18 protein-coding genes are annotated in these 16,645 nt (G+C 65.3%); 7 read left to right on the plus strand and 11 right to left on the minus strand.

Annotation, left to right across the window (positions count from 1 at the left end):
- Positions 1–12 precede the first annotated feature (12 nt).
- The 3 genes from C8C93_RS02665 to tsaE all read right to left on the minus strand — a co-directional run bounded on the left by C8C93_RS02665 (position 13) and on the right by tsaE (position 2,455).
- The gene (locus C8C93_RS02665) at positions 13–354 is read right to left on the minus strand and encodes a cupin domain-containing protein (RefSeq protein ID WP_055393289.1); all 342 of its coding nucleotides are present in this window, start codon (positions 352–354) and stop codon (positions 13–15) included.
- 124 nt (positions 355–478) lie between these two features.
- Complete coding sequence (locus C8C93_RS02670; protein ID WP_199726974.1) at positions 479–1,930, minus strand: N-acetylmuramoyl-L-alanine amidase; 1,452 nt, start codon at positions 1,928–1,930, stop codon at positions 479–481.
- A 6-nt stretch (positions 1,931–1,936) separates the two neighbouring features.
- Positions 1,937–2,455, minus strand: a complete 519-nt coding sequence (gene tsaE, locus C8C93_RS02675) for a tRNA (adenosine(37)-N6)-threonylcarbamoyltransferase complex ATPase subunit type 1 TsaE (RefSeq protein ID WP_121505821.1) — start codon at positions 2,453–2,455, stop codon at positions 1,937–1,939.
- A 12-nt stretch (positions 2,456–2,467) separates the two neighbouring features.
- On the opposite strand from tsaE, the gene queG reads away from it, so the two are divergent.
- Complete coding sequence (gene queG / locus C8C93_RS02680) at positions 2,468–3,517, plus strand: tRNA epoxyqueuosine(34) reductase QueG (protein ID WP_121505822.1); 1,050 nt, start codon at positions 2,468–2,470, stop codon at positions 3,515–3,517.
- A 96-nt stretch (positions 3,518–3,613) separates the two neighbouring features.
- On the opposite strand, the gene C8C93_RS02685 is transcribed toward queG, so the two are convergent.
- A complete protein-coding gene (locus tag C8C93_RS02685) occupies positions 3,614–4,291 on the minus strand; it encodes a GDSL-type esterase/lipase family protein (RefSeq protein WP_121505823.1) in 678 nt (225 codons plus the stop codon).
- Positions 4,288–5,193, minus strand: a complete 906-nt coding sequence (locus tag C8C93_RS02690; RefSeq protein WP_121505824.1) for an AEC family transporter — start codon at positions 5,191–5,193, stop codon at positions 4,288–4,290. Before C8C93_RS02690 ends, C8C93_RS02685 begins: the two co-directional genes overlap by 4 nt.
- Positions 5,194–5,320: 127 nt before the next feature.
- On the opposite strand from C8C93_RS02690, the gene C8C93_RS02695 reads away from it, so the two are divergent.
- The 3 genes from C8C93_RS02695 to C8C93_RS02705 all read left to right on the plus strand — a co-directional run bounded on the left by C8C93_RS02695 (position 5,321) and on the right by C8C93_RS02705 (position 8,292).
- The gene (locus C8C93_RS02695) at positions 5,321–6,286 is read left to right on the plus strand and encodes a tripartite tricarboxylate transporter substrate binding protein BugE (RefSeq protein WP_055398604.1); all 966 of its coding nucleotides are present in this window, start codon (positions 5,321–5,323) and stop codon (positions 6,284–6,286) included.
- Between the two features lie 79 nt (positions 6,287–6,365).
- Complete coding sequence (gene xerD / locus C8C93_RS02700; protein WP_121505825.1) at positions 6,366–7,265, plus strand: site-specific tyrosine recombinase XerD; 900 nt, start codon at positions 6,366–6,368, stop codon at positions 7,263–7,265.
- A gap of 61 nt (positions 7,266–7,326) precedes the next feature.
- Positions 7,327–8,292, plus strand: a complete 966-nt coding sequence (locus C8C93_RS02705; RefSeq protein WP_121508630.1) for a tripartite tricarboxylate transporter substrate binding protein — start codon at positions 7,327–7,329, stop codon at positions 8,290–8,292.
- Between the two features lie 66 nt (positions 8,293–8,358).
- On the opposite strand, the gene C8C93_RS02710 is transcribed toward C8C93_RS02705, so the two are convergent.
- From C8C93_RS02710 to C8C93_RS02720, 3 genes are all read right to left on the minus strand, one after another.
- A complete protein-coding gene (locus tag C8C93_RS02710; protein ID WP_121505826.1) occupies positions 8,359–9,639 on the minus strand; it encodes an EAL and HDOD domain-containing protein in 1,281 nt (426 codons plus the stop codon).
- An 81-nt stretch (positions 9,640–9,720) separates the two neighbouring features.
- Positions 9,721–10,986, minus strand: a complete 1,266-nt coding sequence (locus tag C8C93_RS02715; RefSeq protein ID WP_121505827.1) for an EAL and HDOD domain-containing protein — start codon at positions 10,984–10,986, stop codon at positions 9,721–9,723.
- A 184-nt stretch (positions 10,987–11,170) separates the two neighbouring features.
- Positions 11,171–11,974, minus strand: coding sequence for a ferritin-like domain-containing protein (locus C8C93_RS02720; protein WP_121505828.1), 804 nt, complete (start codon positions 11,972–11,974; stop codon positions 11,171–11,173).
- A 110-nt stretch (positions 11,975–12,084) separates the two neighbouring features.
- Here C8C93_RS02720 and C8C93_RS02725 point away from each other — a divergent pair, with 110 nt between their 5' ends.
- From C8C93_RS02725 to C8C93_RS02735, 3 genes are all read left to right on the plus strand, one after another.
- Positions 12,085–12,609, plus strand: a complete 525-nt coding sequence (locus C8C93_RS02725; protein ID WP_055398609.1) for a gamma carbonic anhydrase family protein — start codon at positions 12,085–12,087, stop codon at positions 12,607–12,609.
- A gap of 54 nt (positions 12,610–12,663) precedes the next feature.
- Positions 12,664–13,656 (plus strand): Hsp33 family molecular chaperone HslO, encoded by a 993-nt coding sequence (locus C8C93_RS02730; protein WP_121505829.1) that lies wholly within the window; start codon positions 12,664–12,666, stop codon positions 13,654–13,656.
- A gap of 229 nt (positions 13,657–13,885) precedes the next feature.
- The gene (locus C8C93_RS02735) at positions 13,886–14,374 is read left to right on the plus strand and encodes a CZB domain-containing protein (protein ID WP_121420683.1); all 489 of its coding nucleotides are present in this window, start codon (positions 13,886–13,888) and stop codon (positions 14,372–14,374) included.
- A gap of 61 nt (positions 14,375–14,435) precedes the next feature.
- Here the strand turns inward: C8C93_RS02735 and C8C93_RS24900 are convergent, their stop codons facing one another.
- The 3 genes from C8C93_RS24900 to eno form a co-directional block, all read right to left on the minus strand.
- The gene (locus C8C93_RS24900; protein WP_147433719.1) at positions 14,436–14,930 is read right to left on the minus strand and encodes a hypothetical protein; all 495 of its coding nucleotides are present in this window, start codon (positions 14,928–14,930) and stop codon (positions 14,436–14,438) included.
- A 110-nt stretch (positions 14,931–15,040) separates the two neighbouring features.
- The gene (locus tag C8C93_RS02745; RefSeq protein ID WP_121420682.1) at positions 15,041–15,319 is read right to left on the minus strand and encodes a septum formation initiator family protein; all 279 of its coding nucleotides are present in this window, start codon (positions 15,317–15,319) and stop codon (positions 15,041–15,043) included.
- 23 nt (positions 15,320–15,342) lie between these two features.
- The gene (gene eno / locus C8C93_RS02750; RefSeq protein ID WP_055400881.1) at positions 15,343–16,629 is read right to left on the minus strand and encodes a phosphopyruvate hydratase; all 1,287 of its coding nucleotides are present in this window, start codon (positions 16,627–16,629) and stop codon (positions 15,343–15,345) included.
- Positions 16,630–16,645: the final 16 nt, after the last annotated feature.

Genomic DNA, 16,645 nt, shown 5'->3' on the forward strand with positions numbered 1-16,645 from the left:
CCGCTGATGGGCCTATGCTGCCTGGGTGGGCTTGAGGCACATGGTGACCAGCAGCGATGCATCCTCCACGGCTTTGAGCGAGTGCAGTGCGCGGGGCGCAAGGTGCACAAAATCGCCCGCGCGCAGTTGCTGAACGCCGTGCTCGCTGACAAATTCCACCATGCCTTCAATGCACAACACGGTGCCCTCGCCGGGGGTCTGGTGTTCTTTCATGGATTTGCCCACCGGCAGCACCACGCGTATCACTTCAAGCTGACCTGCTTTGAGGATGGCGGTGGTGACGGTTTCGGGCAAACGGTCGCCCAGGGGGCGCATGCTGACGATCTGGCCGGATTGGGCGTGGGGTAGTGCCATGGCATTCCTCCTTTCCTGCCGGTGCGCGGTGCGCGCCGGGCTGGGACGATGAAGGCTACTGTGCCTGCACTTCGCGGCCCGCGCAAGGCGGGGGAGTCACCATTGGGGTGTCTTGAACAGGTTCTTACACCGAACGGCTGCGCGCCAGCGGCGGGTTCTTGGCAAAGTAACGTGTGATGCCGCGCATCAGCGCATCGGCCAGTTGTTCCTGGTAGGCACTGCTGCGCAGGCGCTTTTCTTCTTCGGGGTTGCTGATAAAGGCGGTTTCGACCAATACGCTCGGAATATCGGGCGCCTTCAGCACGGCAAAACCTGCCTGCTCCACGCGGGGCTTGTGCAGCTTGGCCATGCCGCCGATCTCGCCCAGCAGCACGGTGCCCAGCTTCAGGCTGTCGTTGATCTGTGCGGTGGTGCTCATGTCCAGCAGCGCGCGCTGCACGTGCTGGTCTTTAGACTGCACGTTGATCCCGCCCACCAGGTCAGCCTGGTTTTCCTTGTTGGCCAGCCAGCGGGCAGCCGTGCTGGAGGCGCCACCCTGGCTCAGCGCAAACACGCTGGCGCCCCTGGCGGCGGGGGTGGTGAACGCGTCGGCGTGGATGCTGACGAACAGGTCGGCCTGCACGCGCCGGGCCTTTTGCACGCGGGTGCCCAGGGGCACAAAGTAATCGCCGTCGCGCGTCAGGTAGGCGCGCATGGGGTTGCCGCCCACGGTGGTGGCGTTGATGCGGTCGCGCAGCAGGTGCGCCACACGCAGTACTACGTCTTTTTCGCGCGTGCCTGCAGGGCCGATGGCGCCGGGGTCTTCGCCGCCGTGGCCAGGGTCCAGCGCCACGATGATGATGCGGTCCGTCTGGGTGGATGTGGCTCGGTTGCCGGGGCGCGCGGGTTCTGGCGGTGGCGGCGCGGTGGCCACCATGGGTGGGGGCTCGGGCGGGCCGGGGCGCTGGCTGCGTTGTGCAATCAGGTCGCCCAGCGGGTCGTGCTCGGGCGCTGCGGGGGCGCGCGCTGCGGCGGCGTTGGCCGCAGCAGCGGCCGTCAGCGGCGGATTGGGTGCGGGGGCGGGCTTGGCGGGGGCCTCGCGCAGGCGCTCGGCAATCAGCGCCTCCAGCGGGTCCACCGGCGCGGCGGGGTACAGGTCAAACACGAGCCGGTGCTGGTAGGCCGCCACGGGGGGCAGCGTGAACACCTGGGGCATGGCCGCCTGTTTCAGGTCGACCACCAGACGCACCACACCGGGCGCATTCTGGCCCACGCGGATGCCGGCGATGTTGGGGTCGTCGGGCTTGACCTTGGCCACCAGCTCGCGCAGTTCGGGGCTCAGGTCGATGCCCTCGATGTCGACCGCCAGCCGGGGCGGGGTGGTCACGAAAAACTGCTTGGCCACCAGCGCACCGTCGGATTCGATGGTCACGCGCGAATACTCGGGGGCGGGCCACACGCGCACGGCCAGGATGGTGGCGCCGCGTGCAATCTGCTGCGTGCCCAGCAACAGCACCAGGCTGCCTGCCTGCAGCACAGCGCGGCGCGAGGGCAGGGGGGCAGCGGGGGGATGAGCGGGCAGGGTGGGTTCGTTCACGGCGTCTCAGAGTGCTTGCAGCAAGGCACGCCCGATGGGGGTGTGGGCGTGCACGGTGACTTTCCTTTCGGTGTCGTCGATTGCTTCAATGTGGATAGCAAGGTCCGCAAGCGGGGTAAGCGCTGCAGCCTTTTCCGGCCATTCTGCCACCTTGAGACCGGGGTTGGCAAAAATGTCCCTGAAACCCGCATCCTCCCACTCGCGTGGGTCGTCAAAACGGTAGAAGTCGAAGTGCCAGATCAAGAGGCCCGGCGCCTCGTGCGGCTCCACCACGGCGTAGGTGGGGCTCTTGATGCGGCCCTCTACGCCCAGCGCGCGCAGCAAGTGGCGCACCAGCGTGGTCTTGCCCGCGCCCAGGTCGCCGTGCAGGGTTACAAAGGCATTGGCCAGCTGGGGCTGCGCGGCAAGGCGCTGCGCGAAGGCGGTGGTGTCGTCCTCGCTGTGCCAGGTGAAATGGCGCGCAGTTTCGGCAGCAGCATGGTTGCCGCTTTCTACAATCTGGCCGGTATGTGGTGCAACAGTCAACTCGTTCCTCAAATGCAGGAGTGGGCCCGCGAGCTGGGATTTTCCCAAATCGGCGTGGCGGGGGTGGACTTGTCCGCGGCAGAGCCCGGGCTTGAGGCCTGGCTGGCACAGGGCTTCCATGGTGACATGCATTACATGGCATCCCACGGGTTGAAGCGCGCACGCCCGGCCGAGCTGGTGCCCGGCACCGTGAGCGTGATCACGGCGCGCATGGATTACTTGCCGCGCGATACCGCAATGGACGCGCCCGAAGGCTGGCAGACGGTGGAGCTTTCGCGCCTGCAGCGCCCGCAGGAGGGCATCGTCTCGGTCTACGCCCGGGGCCGGGATTATCACAAGGTGCTGCGCGCTCGCCTGCAAAAACTCAGCGACCGCATCGCCGAGGCCATCGGCCCCTTTGGCCACCGCGTGTTCACCGACTCGGCTCCCGTGCTGGAGGCGGAGCTGGCCGCGCGCAGCGGGCAGGGCTGGCGCGGCAAACACACACTGGTGCTCAACCGCGAGGCGGGGTCCATGTTCTTTCTGGGCGAGATCTATGTGGACATGGCCCTGCCCGAAAGCGCGCCCGTCACCCCGCACTGCGGCAGCTGCAGCGCGTGCATTGACGTGTGCCCCACGCACGCCATCATTGCACCGCACCGCATCGACGCGCGGCGCTGCATCTCGTACCTCACCATCGAACACGCCGGGCCCATCCCCGTGGAGTTGCGGCCCCTGATGGGCAACCGCATCTATGGCTGCGACGACTGCCAGTTGATTTGCCCCTGGAACAAGTTTGCCCAGGTGAGCCGTCTGCCGGACTTTGACGAGCGCAAGGGCCTGGCGGGCCAGCAGCTGGTGCACCTGTTTGCGTGGGACGAGCCGACCTTTTTGCGCATGACCGAAGGCGGCCCCATCCGCCGCATTGGCCACGAGCGCTGGCTGCGCAATGTGGCTGTGGCGCTGGGTAATGCGCTGCGGGCGACGGGGGATGAGTCTGTGCGTGCCGCGCTGCAATTACGCGTTGAGGACCCCAGCGAGCTGGTGCGCGCGCATGTCGCCTGGGCGCTGGATTTTGCATGAAAATGGCCTCTAGCGCTTGATGGATAGGCGCGAAAAGCTATCAAAATAAGAGCATTGGTGCCGCTTTGCTGCGGCGTTTTGCTTTTGCTCTTGCGGCTACCGCGCCAGCAAACCTGTGTCTTTGAGGGTCAACACCAGCCCCTGGGTGAATTCTTCATACCCCGCAGCATTGGCATGGATCTGGTCCGCCCGCAGCCGCTCCTGCCCCAGTACACCCGACCAGCCTTTGCTGTGCAGCGGCACTTTCAGTTCGCCGGCGATCTCTTCGTACATCGCGTGGTCGCTCAGGCGGCCCACGGCCGCCAGCATCGTCAGCTCGGGCACGGCCACCAGCAGCACCTGTGCGCCGCTGGCCTGAGCATCGGCGCAGATCTGGCGGATGTTGCTGCGGGTGGCGGTGGCGCTTTGGCGGCGCAGAAAGTCGTTGCCGCCAATGCTCACGATCACCAACGCCGGCTTGTGCTTTTGCAGTAAACCCGGCAGGCGCGCCAGCGCATCGCCCGAGGTGTCACCCGAAATGCCACCATTGACCACCTTCCAGCCTGTCAGGCGTGCCAGCACGGCCGGGTAGGCGGTGTCGGCCGAGGCACCCACGCCCGATGTCAGCGAGTCGCCCAGGGCCAGCACGGTGGCATCGGGCGGCAACGATTGCGCGCGCGGGGTTTTGCGCCCGCAGCCCACCAACGGCACAAGCGCCAGTGCCCCCAGGCTTGCCATCAGCGCGCGGCGGCGTGCCAACGGGTCGGAACCCAGGGCTCTGCGGGAATCGGTCATCGGAGAAACCCCAGCGCAAACGGCAGGCTGACCATGCCCAGCAATGTGGATAGCGTCACCAGCCCGGCCACATACGGCCCGTTGTAGCCCATGCGCGCCGCCAGCACATAGCAGGTAGAGGCAGTGGGCAGGGCCGAGAACGCGAGCAGCATGGTGGTCTGCACGGCATTGAGCCCAAACAGCCGCGCCATCGCAAACGCCAGCAGGGGCTGCACCAGGTGCCGGATCGACAACACCGCCACGCTCAGCGCCTTGCCGCGCGAGAGCAGGCCAAATTGCAGGCCTGCGCCCGCCGCCATCAGCCCCAGCGCGAGCGACGCCGCACTGATGCGGCTGACCGTGGGGCTGGCCCATTCCGGAATCTGAAAGCCCAGCAGGTTGGCCACCAGGCCCGACACCGTGGCGACGATGAGCGGGTTGCGCACCAGCTCGCGCGCAAAGCTGTGCTGGCCATGCCGCGCCATGGGCCACACGGCCGCCACGTTGAACAGCGGCACGCACACGCCGATCAGCACGGCAATCATCAGCAAGCCCTCAGCGCCCGCCAGGCGCTCGGCAATGGCCAGGCCAATGAACGAGTTGAAGCGGAACGCCACCTGCGCGCTGGCCGCGTGGTCGCGTGCGTCGATGTGCTTGCCCAGCCAGGGCCAGTGTGGCAGGCTGTAGGCCAGCGCAATGCCCGTGATGCCCATGGTCAAGCCCGCAGCGATGAGGCCGGACGCAGCGCCGATGTCCACCGGGCTCTTGACGATGGACTGGAACAACAGCACGGGAAAGAGCAGGTAGTACACCAGGCTCTCCACGGGTTGCCATACCGAGCGGTTGAGGGCGGTGTACCGGCAGATGAGGTAACCGCAGAGGATGAGGGAGAAGTCCGGGATCAGGAGCTGGGCGTAATTCACGTGCCGAGAATACTTGATCCGTGTCAGTCTCTGCGGGTTAGCCCTTATGTGGAATCCGCAGGGCTCCAAGGCAGCCATTGCGCATACCATCAGCGCTGTTTGTTACCCCCGCTCGAAGGAGAACTCCATGCATCGTCGTCAATGGCTCGCGCTGACCGTACTGGCTGCCGCCGCAGGCACCGCAGCCGCCCAGGGCTACCCCAACAAGGTGATCAAGCTCCAGGTGCCGTTTGCACCCGGTGGCACCACCGACATCATTGCGCGCGTGATCGCCGACCCGCTGGGCAAGGCTCTGGGCCAGAGCGTGATCGTGGAGAACAAGGCCGGTGGCGGCGGCATCGTGGGTGCGGCAGAAACGGCACGCTCGGCCCCAGACGGCTACACGCTGGGCGTGGCCACGGTGTCCACCACGGCCGCCAACCCCGCCATCAACCCCAAGACCCCGTACAACCCGCTGACGGACTTCACGCCCATCATCAACATTGCGGCCACGCCCAATCTGATTGCCGTGAACCCCAGCTTCCCCGCCAAGGACTACAAGTCGTTTGTGGCCGAAGTGCAGAAGAACCCCGGCAAGTACTCGTATGCATCGTCGGGCACGGGTGGCATTGGCCACCTGCAGATGGAGCTGTACAAGAGCCTGTCCAACACCTTCGTCACGCACATCCCCTACCGCGGTGCGGGTCCGGCGCTGAACGACACCGTGGCCGGCCAGGTGCCGATCATCTTTGACAACATTCCATCCGCGCTGCCCTTCATCAAGGACAACCGCCTCGTGGCCATCGCCGTGGCCGCGCCACAGCGCGTTGCCGCACTGCCCAATGTGCCCACGTTCAAGGAACTGGGCCTGGAGCCCGTGAACCGCATGGCCTACTACGGCATCCTGGGCCCCAAGGGACTGCCCAAGGACATCGTTGACAAAATCAACGCCGCCGTGCGCACCGCACTGCAAGACCCGGCCGTGAAGAAGCGCATCGAAGACACTGGCTCCATCGTGGTGGGCAACACGCCCGAGCAGTTTGCCGAGCAGATCAAGGCCGAGTTCGCGGTCTACAAGCAGGTGGTCGCCAAGCAGAAGCTGACGCTGGAATAAGCAAGCGCCGTATTCCATACTTCTCAGTCAAAGCCGCCCGTTGCCACGGGCGGCTTTTTTACGTGCTATCGTTTTTTGCATGCTTGCCACCAGCCTGACCGCCATCGACACCTTTGTGGACGCCCTCTGGCTGGAGGACGGGCTTTCGCGCAACACGCTGGCCGCCTACCGGCGTGACCTGACGCTGTACGCGCAGTGGCTGGCCGACCAGCAGCCTCCGCAGGCGTTGGACGGCACGGCCGAGCACCATCTGCAGGGTTACTTCGCCGCCCGGCATGCGCAGACCCGCGCTACGTCTGCCAACCGGCGCCTCACAGTGCTGCGCCGCTACTTTCACTGGGCGCTGCGGGAGCGGCGCATCACGGTCGACCCCACGGTGCGGTTGCAGGCTGCACGCCAGCCCCTGCGCGTGCCCAAGACCTTGTCGCAGGCGCAGGTGGAAGCCCTGCTGAATGCGCCAGACGTCGGCAACCCGCTCGGGCTGCGTGACCGCACCATGCTGGAGCTGATGTACGCCAGCGGCCTGCGCGTGACGGAGCTGGTCACACTCAAGACCTTTCAGCTGGGCCTGAACGAGGGCGTGCTGCGGGTCATGGGCAAGGGCAGCAAGGAGCGGCTCGTGCCGTTTGGCGAAGTGGCCCGCCAGTGGCTGGACCGCTACCTGCAGGAGGGCCGCAGCGCCATCCTGGGCGGGCAGCAGACAGACGACCTGTTCGTCACCCAGCGGGGCAGCGGCATGACGCGGGTCATGTTCTGGGTCATCGTGAAGAAATGGGCGCAGGTGGCGGGCATCACCGTGCCACTGTCGCCCCACACGCTGCGGCACGCGTTCGCCACGCACCTGCTCAACCACGGTGCAGATTTGCGGGTGGTGCAGTTGCTGCTGGGCCACGCCGATATTTCCACCACCACCATCTACACCCACGTGGCGCGCGAGCGGCTCAAATCGCTTCATGCGCAACACCATCCGCGCGGGTAGCGCAGGCGCCCTGGTTGTGGTGCCCCTGCGGATACACGCCCTTTCACCCAAGGAAACATTCATGAAAAAACTATTTGTCGGCGCGTTGCTGCTGAGCACGGTCACCCTGGCCATGGCGCAGGCCTGGCCCACGGCCAAACCGATTCGCATCGTGGTGGCCTACCCCGCCGGCGGCGTGAGCGACACGGTGGCCCGAGCGCTGGCCGACAAGCTGGCTGTGCAACTCGGCACCCCCGTGGTCATCGAGAACAAGGCCGGTGCGAGTGGCAGCCTGGGCGTGGACGCGGTGGCCAAGGCGGCTCCCGACGGCTACACCCTGGGCTTTGCGGCGGTGAGTCCGCTGGCGCTCAATCCGCACCTGGGCAAGTCGCCGTTCGATCCCCAAAAGGACATTGCGCCAGTCGTGAGCGTGATGTATTCACCCGTGCTGCTGCTGGGCACATCCGCCAGCAAGGCGGCGGATTTCAAGGACCTCATCGCCGCCGCACAGGCCAAGCCGGGGGCTGTGCGCTGGGCGACCTCGGGGCAGGCGTCGCTGGGCCACATCATGCTGGAGCAGATCATGGGCAAAAGCCAGGTGCAGATCACCCATGTCCCTTACAAGGGCGGCGGCCAGCAGATGAACGACGCGCTGGGCGGCCAGTACGAGGTGTTGTCCACCAACGCGGGCCCTGCCGTGCTGCAGCACATCAAGGCGGGCAAGCTCAAGCCGCTGGCGGTGGGCGCACCAGCGCGGCTCGACTCGCTGCCCCAGGTGCCCACGCTGGCAGAGCTGGGCCAGCCTGCAGCCAACCTGTCTTCCCTGTTTGGCATCTATGCGCCAGCGCAGACGCCTGTGGCCGTGCAGGAGCGCATCAATACCGAGGTGAACAAGGCGCTGGCCCTGCCCGACATCCGCAACAAGCTCGAGGCCACGGACAACGTACCGACCGGCGGCACGGCTGCCGAATTCGCGCGCCAGATTGCGCAGGAGTCGGAGAACAACGCGCGCATCATCCGCGCGGCGGGTATCCAGGGAAATCAATGACTGCCTGAAAAACCACGGGCCCTGGATGACCAGGGCCCGTGCAGGCAAAGGTGTTTCTGGGACGAATCAGTCTTCGTTGAGGCTCTCGGCCCAGGTCAGTGCCTGCAGGTGGGCCCAGTTGACCTGGCGATTGGACAGGTGCAGCGCATCGGCGTTCTTGGCAAAGGCCACTTCGTCGCCGCTTTCGCAGGCCTTGGTCAGTTCCAGGAAGGGCGCGAACACACCGGTGCCGCGCAGCAGGGCGTCCATCACGGGCTCGGGCAGGGCCACGGATTCGAGCGCCTTTTCAATCGGAACCCCCAGCATGGTGTCCAGCAGCGAGAACACACCCACCACAAAGGCGTTGTCACATTCTTCGGGTGGCAGCAGCTCGGCGGCCAGCAGCTCCATCAGGCGGCCGCGCACCACGGCGGTCTGGCCCACGGCGGGGGGCGCGCCGCCGGCGCGGGACGTGGTCATGAGCAAGGCCGCCCAGCGGAACAGCTTCTTGAGGCCCAGGATCATCACCGCATGGCGGAACGAGGTGATCTCGCACGACAGACCAAAACCGGAGGAGTTGATGAAGCGCAGCAGGTTGAAAGACAGCGTGGGGTCTTTCTTGAGCAGATCTTCGATCTCGGCCGTGCTGGCCTGTTTGCGCACCAGGTTGATGAGCTGGATGATCGTGGCCTGCGAGGGGCGGATGGTGGTGGCCTTCACCAGCGAAGGCTGGGCAAACCAGTAGCCCTGGAAGAGCTTGACGCCCAGGCCGCGCATCAGCTCGTACTGTTCGGCGGTTTCCACCTTTTCGGCCACCAGCGTGGCCTTGCTGTGGGTGGTGGAGAACTTGACCAGCGGCCCAGCCAGTTCAGGCTTGAAGGCCTGCATGTCGAGCTTGATGAAGGAGGCCATGGGCAACCAGCTGGTGTAGGCGCGCTTGAGGGCCTGCTGGTCGAACGCCAGGCGAAAACCGCGCGTGCGCAGGGCTTCCAGCGTGGGAATGCGGCCTTCGATCTCCTCGGGCGTGGCGCCGTCGGGTAGAGGGGGGACTTCCAGCACCACCTTTTCGGGGTGGATCAGTTCCAGGTGGCCGCCCGAGAGGCTGTCGTGCGTGCAGTTGATGAACACCGTCTTCTTGCCGACCAGGGCCTCGGTGCCGGCGTACGACAGGGCGTTGAACAGCAGGGCCGCATCGCTGGCCGCAGTGTGGGCGTCGGAGGCGGTGGACCGGTCAAACAGCTCATAGCCATAGACGGCGCGGCTTTCGTCCACGATGGCCTGGCGCGCAATGATGGCGAGGTTCTCGTCTACAGGGTCAACCGCAGGCGATGCAGCTTCGGGGGCGTCTTGTTCAGGTGTGGTCGACATTGGGTCTGCTGGAGTGATGTGCTGGGGTCTGCAATGATTCTAGACCTGCACGTGGCGTGCGCCTATCAATCAATGTGAGCTTCAGTCGGTGAGTTGGTCCGCCCAGGCCAGGGCTTGCAGGTGCGCAAAGTTGATCTGCTGGCTGGTCAGGTGCAGCAGGCCCGCCGTGCGGTCGAACACCACATCGTCGCTGGATTCGCAGGCTTCGGCCAGGGTCAGCAGGTCTCCCAGGAAGCCTTCGCGCCGCAGCAGCGCCGCCGCCACGGGCTCAGGCACGTTGAGCAGGCCGAGCGCGGATTCCATGGGCATGGACAGCATCACGTCCAGCAGCGAGAAGATGCCCACGACGAAGGCCTGGTCGGCTTCTTCGGGCGGAAGGGTTTCGAGCGCCAGCAGTTCCATGAGGCGGCCCCGCACCACGGCGGTCTGGCCCACAGACGATGGGGTGCCGCCCGTGCGCGAGGCAGTGAGCAGCAGCGCTGCCCAGCGGAACAGTTTTTTCAGGCCCATGAGCATCACGGCCTGGCGGAAAGACGTGATCTCGCGCGACAGGCCAAAACCTGCCGAATTGATCAGGCGCATCAGGTTGAAGGCCAGGCCAGCGTCTTTCTTGAGCGTTTCTTCGATGTCATCGGTGCTGGCCTGTTTGCGCACCTGGTTGATGAGTTCAATGATGCTGGCCTGCGACGGGGTCAGCAGCTTGGCCTCGACCAGCGCGGGCCGTGCGAACCAGTAGCCCTGGAACATCTGCACGCCCTGGCTGGAGACCATGTCGTACTGCTGAGCAGTTTCCACCTTTTCCGCGATCAGTTCGGCCTGGCAGTGGCGTCCGGCGTAGCTGATCAGCACGGCCAGCTGGTCGGGAGCCAGCACCGAAAGATCCAGCTTGATGTAGTCCGCCAGCGGCAGCCACGGGGCATACGCGGACTGCAACACCGTGTGGTTGAACGCCAGGTGAAAGCCCCGGTCGCGCAGCTCGGTCAAGATAGGCAGGCGTGTGGCGACTTCTTCGGCCGCAGTGTGGCCCAGTGGAGGAATTTCGAGCACCACCTTGTCGGGCTCCACGAGTTCGAGGTGGCCACCGGAAAGGCTTTCATGCGTGCAGTTCACGAAGATGAGCTTTTTGCCCACCAGCTCTTCGGTGCCAGCGTGCGAAAGGGCGGTGAAGACCAGGATCACGTCGGTGGCGGCCGTGTGTGCGGCGCCGCTGCGCGAGCGGTTGAACAGCTCATAGCCGACCACCACCTGCTGCGCATTCACGATGGCCTGTCGCGCGATCATGGCGACCGAGGACTGGTTGCCGGAGGGCGGTGCGGTGGGAGTGCCGGGGGCAGTGGGTGAAGTCATGGAGGGAGTATCGAAGAAAGAGAGGCCAGTGTCAGCGGGCGGGGCTGGCGCGGCAAATTGTAGGAGCCGCTGCGGGCGCGCGCTGTAACCAGGAATTCAGACAGGGCTTGCATACATCGGGATGCGCCAGCTTTCTCGCCTTGGGACTGGCCGCTTGACGGAGTCTTGTTTTGCGCAAGCCATGTCAGATCTGCTGGAGCCAACGCAGCTCGTTGTCAGTGAACCCGGCCTTGCGGCGGGCGGCTTCGTTGAACGGGGGGTTCAAGCGGGGGGCTTCGTACTGCTTGACCAGGGTGCCATAGTGGGCTTCAGGGTCTACCCCCTGGCGCTCGCACAGCCAGCGGTACCAGTGGTTGCCGATGGCCACATGGCCCACCTCGTCGCGCAGGATGATGTCGAGAATGCCCACGGCGGCCAGCGCATCGGGCGTGCCCACTTGGCGCAGCTTGGCCTGAATCTGCGGCGTGGCGTCCAGCCCACGCGCCTCCAGGGTGCGCGGCACCAGCGCCATGCGGGCCAGGATGTCGTGCTGGGTCTTCTCGCACATCGTCCACAGGCCCTGGTGGGCCGGGAAGTCGCCATAGTCATGGCCCTGGCGGCGCAGGTGATCGCGCAGCAGGCGAAAGTGCCGGGCCTCTTCCCCAGCGACCAGCATCCAGTCTGTGTAGTAGCTGCGGGGCATGCCGTCAAAGCGCCATACCGCGTCGAGTGCCAGATTGATGGCGTTGAACTCGATGTGCGCAATGGCGTGGATCAGAATGGCGCGCCCCTGTGGAGTGGCCGGCGAACGGCGGGCGACGTCGGTATGGCGAAGCAGCTCCGGCCGCTCGGGACGGCCAGGCAGTGCACTGGCGTCGGATGGGGGAGTGGGGGATTGTTCTGCTATCGAAAGAGTAGCTGATTGCGCTTGCAGGTCAAGCGCTGCGGCCGCTTTTTGTTCAGGGTCTGCAAGGCACAAGACCTGCAGTGCACGGTGGCGAAGCTCCATCCTTACAATTCTAGGCCCTGCCATGCGGAACACGGCGCACGCTTTGTAACGTCTGGCGACTTCCCTGGGCCTGTGCAAACGCTGGCCTTTCCTCTTTTTTGGAGTGGTGCATGGCGATTTACGAACTCGATGGCATGGTGCCCCAGTTGGCGGCATCGGCCTGGGTGGCGGACAGTGCCCAAGTGATGGGCAATGTGGTGCTGGGCGAAGACGCCAGCGTCTGGTTCGGCACGGTGATCCGCGGCGATACCGAGACGATCACCATTGGCGCTGGCTCCAACATCCAGGATGCCAGTGTCTTGCATGCAGACATCGGCAAGCCCCTGGTGGTGGGTGAGCGTGTGACGGTGGGCCACCAGGTCATGCTGCACGGCTGCACCATCGGCGACGAATCACTCATCGGCATTGGCGCCGTGGTGCTCAACGGCGCCAAGATCGGCAAGCACTGCCTGGTGGGCGCGGGCGCGCTGGTGACCGAGGGCAAGGAGTTCCCGGATGGCTCCATGATCATCGGCAGCCCTGCCAAGGCAGTGCGCGAACTGACCCCCGAGCAGATTGAAGGCCTGCGCCAGAGCGCCCAGCACTATATCGACAACGCGCGCCGCTATCACAGCGGCCTGCACAAGCTCGCCTGAGCGGCGGCAACCATTTTTCGTTGCTGCCGTCCACTTTTCTCCTGGAACCCCTGCGTGTCTGAACTCCACAAGTTTCTTTTCGACGGCCTGCCCGTGCGCGGCATGATCGTGCGCCTGACCGATGCCTGGACCGAAATCCTGCGCCGCCGCGCCAGCAACACCAGCACGGGTGCCTACCCTGCGCGCGTGAGCGAGCTGCTGGGCGAGATGGCCGCCGCCGGTGTGCTCATGCAGTCCAACATCAAGTTCAACGGAGCACTGGTGTTGCAGGTGTTTGGCGATGGCCCCGTAAAGCTCGCCGTGGCCGAAGTGCAGTCGGACCTGAGCCTGCGAGCCACGGCGACCGTGAACAGCGAGGTGCCAGAGGGCGCAGCCCTGAGCCAGATGGTGAATGTGGGCGGTGGCGGCCGCTGCGCGATCACGCTCGACCCCAAGGACCGCCACCCGGGCCAGCAGCCCTACCAGGGCGTGGTGCCGCTGTATGGCGACCGCCACGAGAAGCTGGAGCGGCTGTCCGACGTGTTGCAGCACTACATGCTGCAGTCCGAGCAGCTGGACACCATCCTGGTGCTGGGCGCCAATGACCAGGTGGCTGCGGGCCTGTTGATCCAGCGCATGCCGATCAAGGGCGAGGGCAATTTGGCCGCAGGCCTCACGCACCGCGAGAACGAAGACCAGATCGGCCACAACGAAGACTACAACCGGATCGCCCACCTGGCTGCCAGCCTCACGCGCGAAGAGCTGCTGAACCTGGACGTGGACACCATCCTGCGCCGCCTGTTCTGGGAGGAAAAGCTGCTGCGCTTCGAGCCCCAGCAGGGCGCCAGCGGCCCGCGGTTTGCCTGCACCTGCAGCCGTGAACGTGTGAGCAACATGCTGCGCAACCTGGGCGTCGAAGAAGCCGAGAGCATCCTCTCCGAACGCGAAGACATCGAGGTGGGCTGCGAGTTCTGCGGGCAGCAGTACCGCTTTGACGCGGTCGATGCCGCGCAGATTTTTGTGCCACCCACCGTCAGCCAGCCGCCCGGACCCACCGGCATCCAGTAGGGCATCTGGTAGGTCTTCCGGCGCCCGTCGCAGCCACGGCTGCCTGCGCTCCACGGGCCAGCCGACGTGCCGGGCGGATGACCATCGTTGACAATCGCACGCGCTTTATCACGCTGTGCGCCCCTAAGATGTCGCCTTCCACACGGCAGGTTCTCTGCAAGGCCACCCCAGGGGCAGGCCCGCAGCCGCACCGCTTTCTTGGTGTGGTGCTGCAAGTGCAAGAGGAGCTATGGGGTTACTACGCCGTGTGTTTGGGGGTGCCCGGGGGCAAGAGGCTGTGCCTTCCCTGGAGCTGTGCGACAGCAGCCGGGCTTCCGGCACGCAGGATTCGCTGCGCGCGGACACCGTGCTGGCGGCCCTCGACATCGACGCCGCCATCAATGCCCACGAGCGCTGGAAAACCCATCTCATGGACTACCTGGAAGGCCGTACCACCGAGGGTCTGGACCCTGCGGAGGTGCGCCGCAGTGACCGGGGTGCCCTCGGGCGCTGGCTGCATGGGGTGGGCGGTGAATTGCTGGGCGACCAGCCTGCGTATGCGGTGCTGATGGCACGCCACCAGTATTTCCACGAACAGGCCGCGATGCTGGTGGAGCTGGCCCAGCAGGGCGAGTGGGACAAGGCCGTGCAGGTGCTCCATGGCGGCTACCGCTATGGCTCCAGCCAAGTGGTGCTGCTGCTCAAGGAGCTCAAGCGCGGTCTGGTGCAGCAGGCCTGATCTCATCCCTCTACCTCCATCCCCTCCACGTTTTTTGGGGATATGCCTCGGGTCGCGGGTTTTAGGTGGAGCCTGTGTCCCGCCCCATCAGTGCAGTGAAGAGTCGGTGTTCGCATTCGGGATCACTGCATTTTTCGCAGTTCCAGGCGCGCAGGCGGGCCGCTGTGCGGGTACTGGAGCCAGAATCTGAATCGAAATTGCCTCTGGCGCTTGATGGGTATGTGCTAGAAGCTATGTTTTTTATAGCATTCAGCGCATTCGCTATGCGCTGCTCACCGTGGCCATACACAACGCGATAGCCCATACCCACCTGGGTCAGATCCGCACGCAAACGTGCATCGGCGGCTTCCTGTGCGGCCCGCTCGCTGGTGGGGCAGGGCAGATCCAGCCCCATGAGCAGAATCAGGCTGGCATCCACGACCCCCTCAGAGGGCAGGCCAGGGTTGCAGAGAATTTGCGCGGAGCCGGGGGCAAGTTGCGCGTGGAGCGCATCGCGCAGCGCCTGGGCCCCGGTGCCGGGCGCGCCGAGGAGAACAATTGTGGGCGGGAGGGGCACGGTGGCAGGGGGCAGAAGGTGGGGCGTCGTCCCCAATCCACCATCAAGACATCCGAAGGGCAGTTTTTGGGGGCCGGGGCACTGACCCCCGGAGGGGCGAGCACAAGGACTCAGCGTGGCGTGAACTGCACGTAGACCTCGTTGGGCTTGACCATGCCCAGTTCGCTGCGCGCCTTTTCTTCCACCATGTCAAGCCCTTCCTTGAGGTCATGCACCTCGGACGACAAGCGCTCGTTGGCCAGCTTGGCCTGGTCATTGGCAGCCTTTTGCACATCGATTTGCCGCTGCATCTCGTTGACGCGCGGCACGCTGCCCCGCCCGAGCCAGAGCTGGGCGTGCAGCGCTGCCAGCAGAGCCAGCAGGATCACAGGCACAAGGCGGGAGCCCATGGCTCGCTCGGGCTGGATGGGGATCAGCGCAGGTTATAGAACGCAGCGCGGCCGGGGTACTGAGCGATTTCACCCAGGTCTTCCTCAATGCGCAGCAGCTGGTTGTATTTGGCGATACGGTCCGAGCGGCTCAGCGAGCCGGTCTTGATCTGGCCGGCGTTGGTGCCCACGGCGATGTCGGCAATGGTGCTGTCCTCGGTCTCGCCCGAGCGGTGCGAGATCACGGCGGTGTAGCCGGCGCGCTTGGCCATCTCGATCGCAGCGAAGGTCTCGGTCAGCGTACCGATCTGGTTGATCTTGATCAGGATCGAGTTGGCAATGCGCTTGTCGATGCCTTCCTTCAGGATCTTGGTGTTGGTCACGAACAGGTCGTCACCCACCAGTTGCACCTTGTCGCCCAGGCGTTCGGTCAGATGCTTCCAGCCGTCCCAGTCGCCTTCGTGCATGCCGTCTTCGATGCTGATGATCGGGTACTTGTCCACCCAGGCCGCCAGCATGTCCGTCCATTGCTGGGCGGTGAGCTTGAGGCCGCCTTCGCCTTCCAACACGTAGTGGCCGTCCTTGTAGAACTCGCTCGCGGCGCAGTCCAGGCCCAGGGCGATCTGCTCGCCCGCCGTGTAGCCCGCAGCTTCAATGGCTTGCAGGATCAGGCGGATGGCGGCTTCGTGGTTTTCAACGCTGGGGGCAAAGCCGCCTTCGTCGCCCACGGCAGTGCTGATGCCCTTGTCGTGCAGAATCTTCTTGAGCGCGTGGAACACTTCGGCGCCCCAGCGCACGGCTTCGCGGAACGTGGGAGCGCCCACGGGGATGATCATGAACTCTTGCAGGTCCAGGCTGTTGTTGGCGTGCGCGCCGCCGTTGATCACGTTCATCATGGGCACGGGCAGTTGCACGCTGCCCATGCCGCCCAGGTAGCGGTACAGGGGCAGGCCGGACTCTTCGGCGGCGGCGCGGGCCACGGCCATCGACACGGCCAGCATGGCGTTGGCGCCCAGGCGGCTCTTGTTCTCGGTGCCGTCGAGGTCGATCAGGGTCTTGTCCAGGAAGGCCTGCTCGGAGGCATCCAGGCCCAGCACGGCTTCGCTGATCTCGGTGTTGATGTATTCCACGGCCTTGAGCACACCCTTGCCCAGGTAGCGGCCCTTGTCGCCGTCGCGCATTTCAATGGCTTCGCGGCTGCCGGTGGAGGCGCCCGACGGCACGGCGGCCCGGCCCATCACGCCCGATTCGAGCAACACGTCGCATTCGACGGTGGGGTTGCCGCGGCTGTCCAGAATTTCGCGACCTACGATGTCAACGATTGCGCTCATTTTTTTCCTTTGGATA

This window comes from Acidovorax sp. 93, assembly GCF_003633835.1.
In the GTDB taxonomy this organism is placed as follows: Bacteria; Pseudomonadota; Gammaproteobacteria; order Burkholderiales; family Burkholderiaceae_C; genus Acidovorax; species Acidovorax facilis.

What these genes read in the sequence shown, in the direction of transcription:
- queG (WP_121505822.1), top strand. Translation starts at nt 2,468, where the DNA reads ATGCAGGAGTGGGCCCGCGAGCTGGGATTTTCCCAAATCGGCGTGGCG.
- C8C93_RS02695 (WP_055398604.1), top strand. Translation starts at nt 5,321, where the DNA reads ATGCATCGTCGTCAATGGCTCGCGCTGACCGTACTGGCTGCCGCCGCA.
- C8C93_RS02715 (WP_121505827.1), bottom strand. Translation starts at nt 10,986, where the DNA reads ATGACTTCACCCACTGCCCCCGGCACTCCCACCGCACCGCCCTCCGGC.
- C8C93_RS02720 (WP_121505828.1), bottom strand. Translation starts at nt 11,974, where the DNA reads ATGGAGCTTCGCCACCGTGCACTGCAGGTCTTGTGCCTTGCAGACCCT.
- C8C93_RS02725 (WP_055398609.1), top strand. Translation starts at nt 12,085, where the DNA reads ATGGCGATTTACGAACTCGATGGCATGGTGCCCCAGTTGGCGGCATCG.
- C8C93_RS02735 (WP_121420683.1), top strand. Translation starts at nt 13,886, where the DNA reads ATGGGGTTACTACGCCGTGTGTTTGGGGGTGCCCGGGGGCAAGAGGCT.
- C8C93_RS02685 (WP_121505823.1), bottom strand. Translation starts at nt 4,291, where the DNA reads ATGACCGATTCCCGCAGAGCCCTGGGTTCCGACCCGTTGGCACGCCGC.
- C8C93_RS02710 (WP_121505826.1), bottom strand. Translation starts at nt 9,639, where the DNA reads ATGTCGACCACACCTGAACAAGACGCCCCCGAAGCTGCATCGCCTGCG.
- xerD (WP_121505825.1), top strand. Translation starts at nt 6,366, where the DNA reads ATGCTTGCCACCAGCCTGACCGCCATCGACACCTTTGTGGACGCCCTC.
- C8C93_RS02665 (WP_055393289.1), bottom strand. Translation starts at nt 354, where the DNA reads ATGGCACTACCCCACGCCCAATCCGGCCAGATCGTCAGCATGCGCCCC.
- C8C93_RS02745 (WP_121420682.1), bottom strand. Translation starts at nt 15,319, where the DNA reads ATGGGCTCCCGCCTTGTGCCTGTGATCCTGCTGGCTCTGCTGGCAGCG.
- C8C93_RS02705 (WP_121508630.1), top strand. Translation starts at nt 7,327, where the DNA reads ATGAAAAAACTATTTGTCGGCGCGTTGCTGCTGAGCACGGTCACCCTG.
- eno (WP_055400881.1), bottom strand. Translation starts at nt 16,629, where the DNA reads ATGAGCGCAATCGTTGACATCGTAGGTCGCGAAATTCTGGACAGCCGC.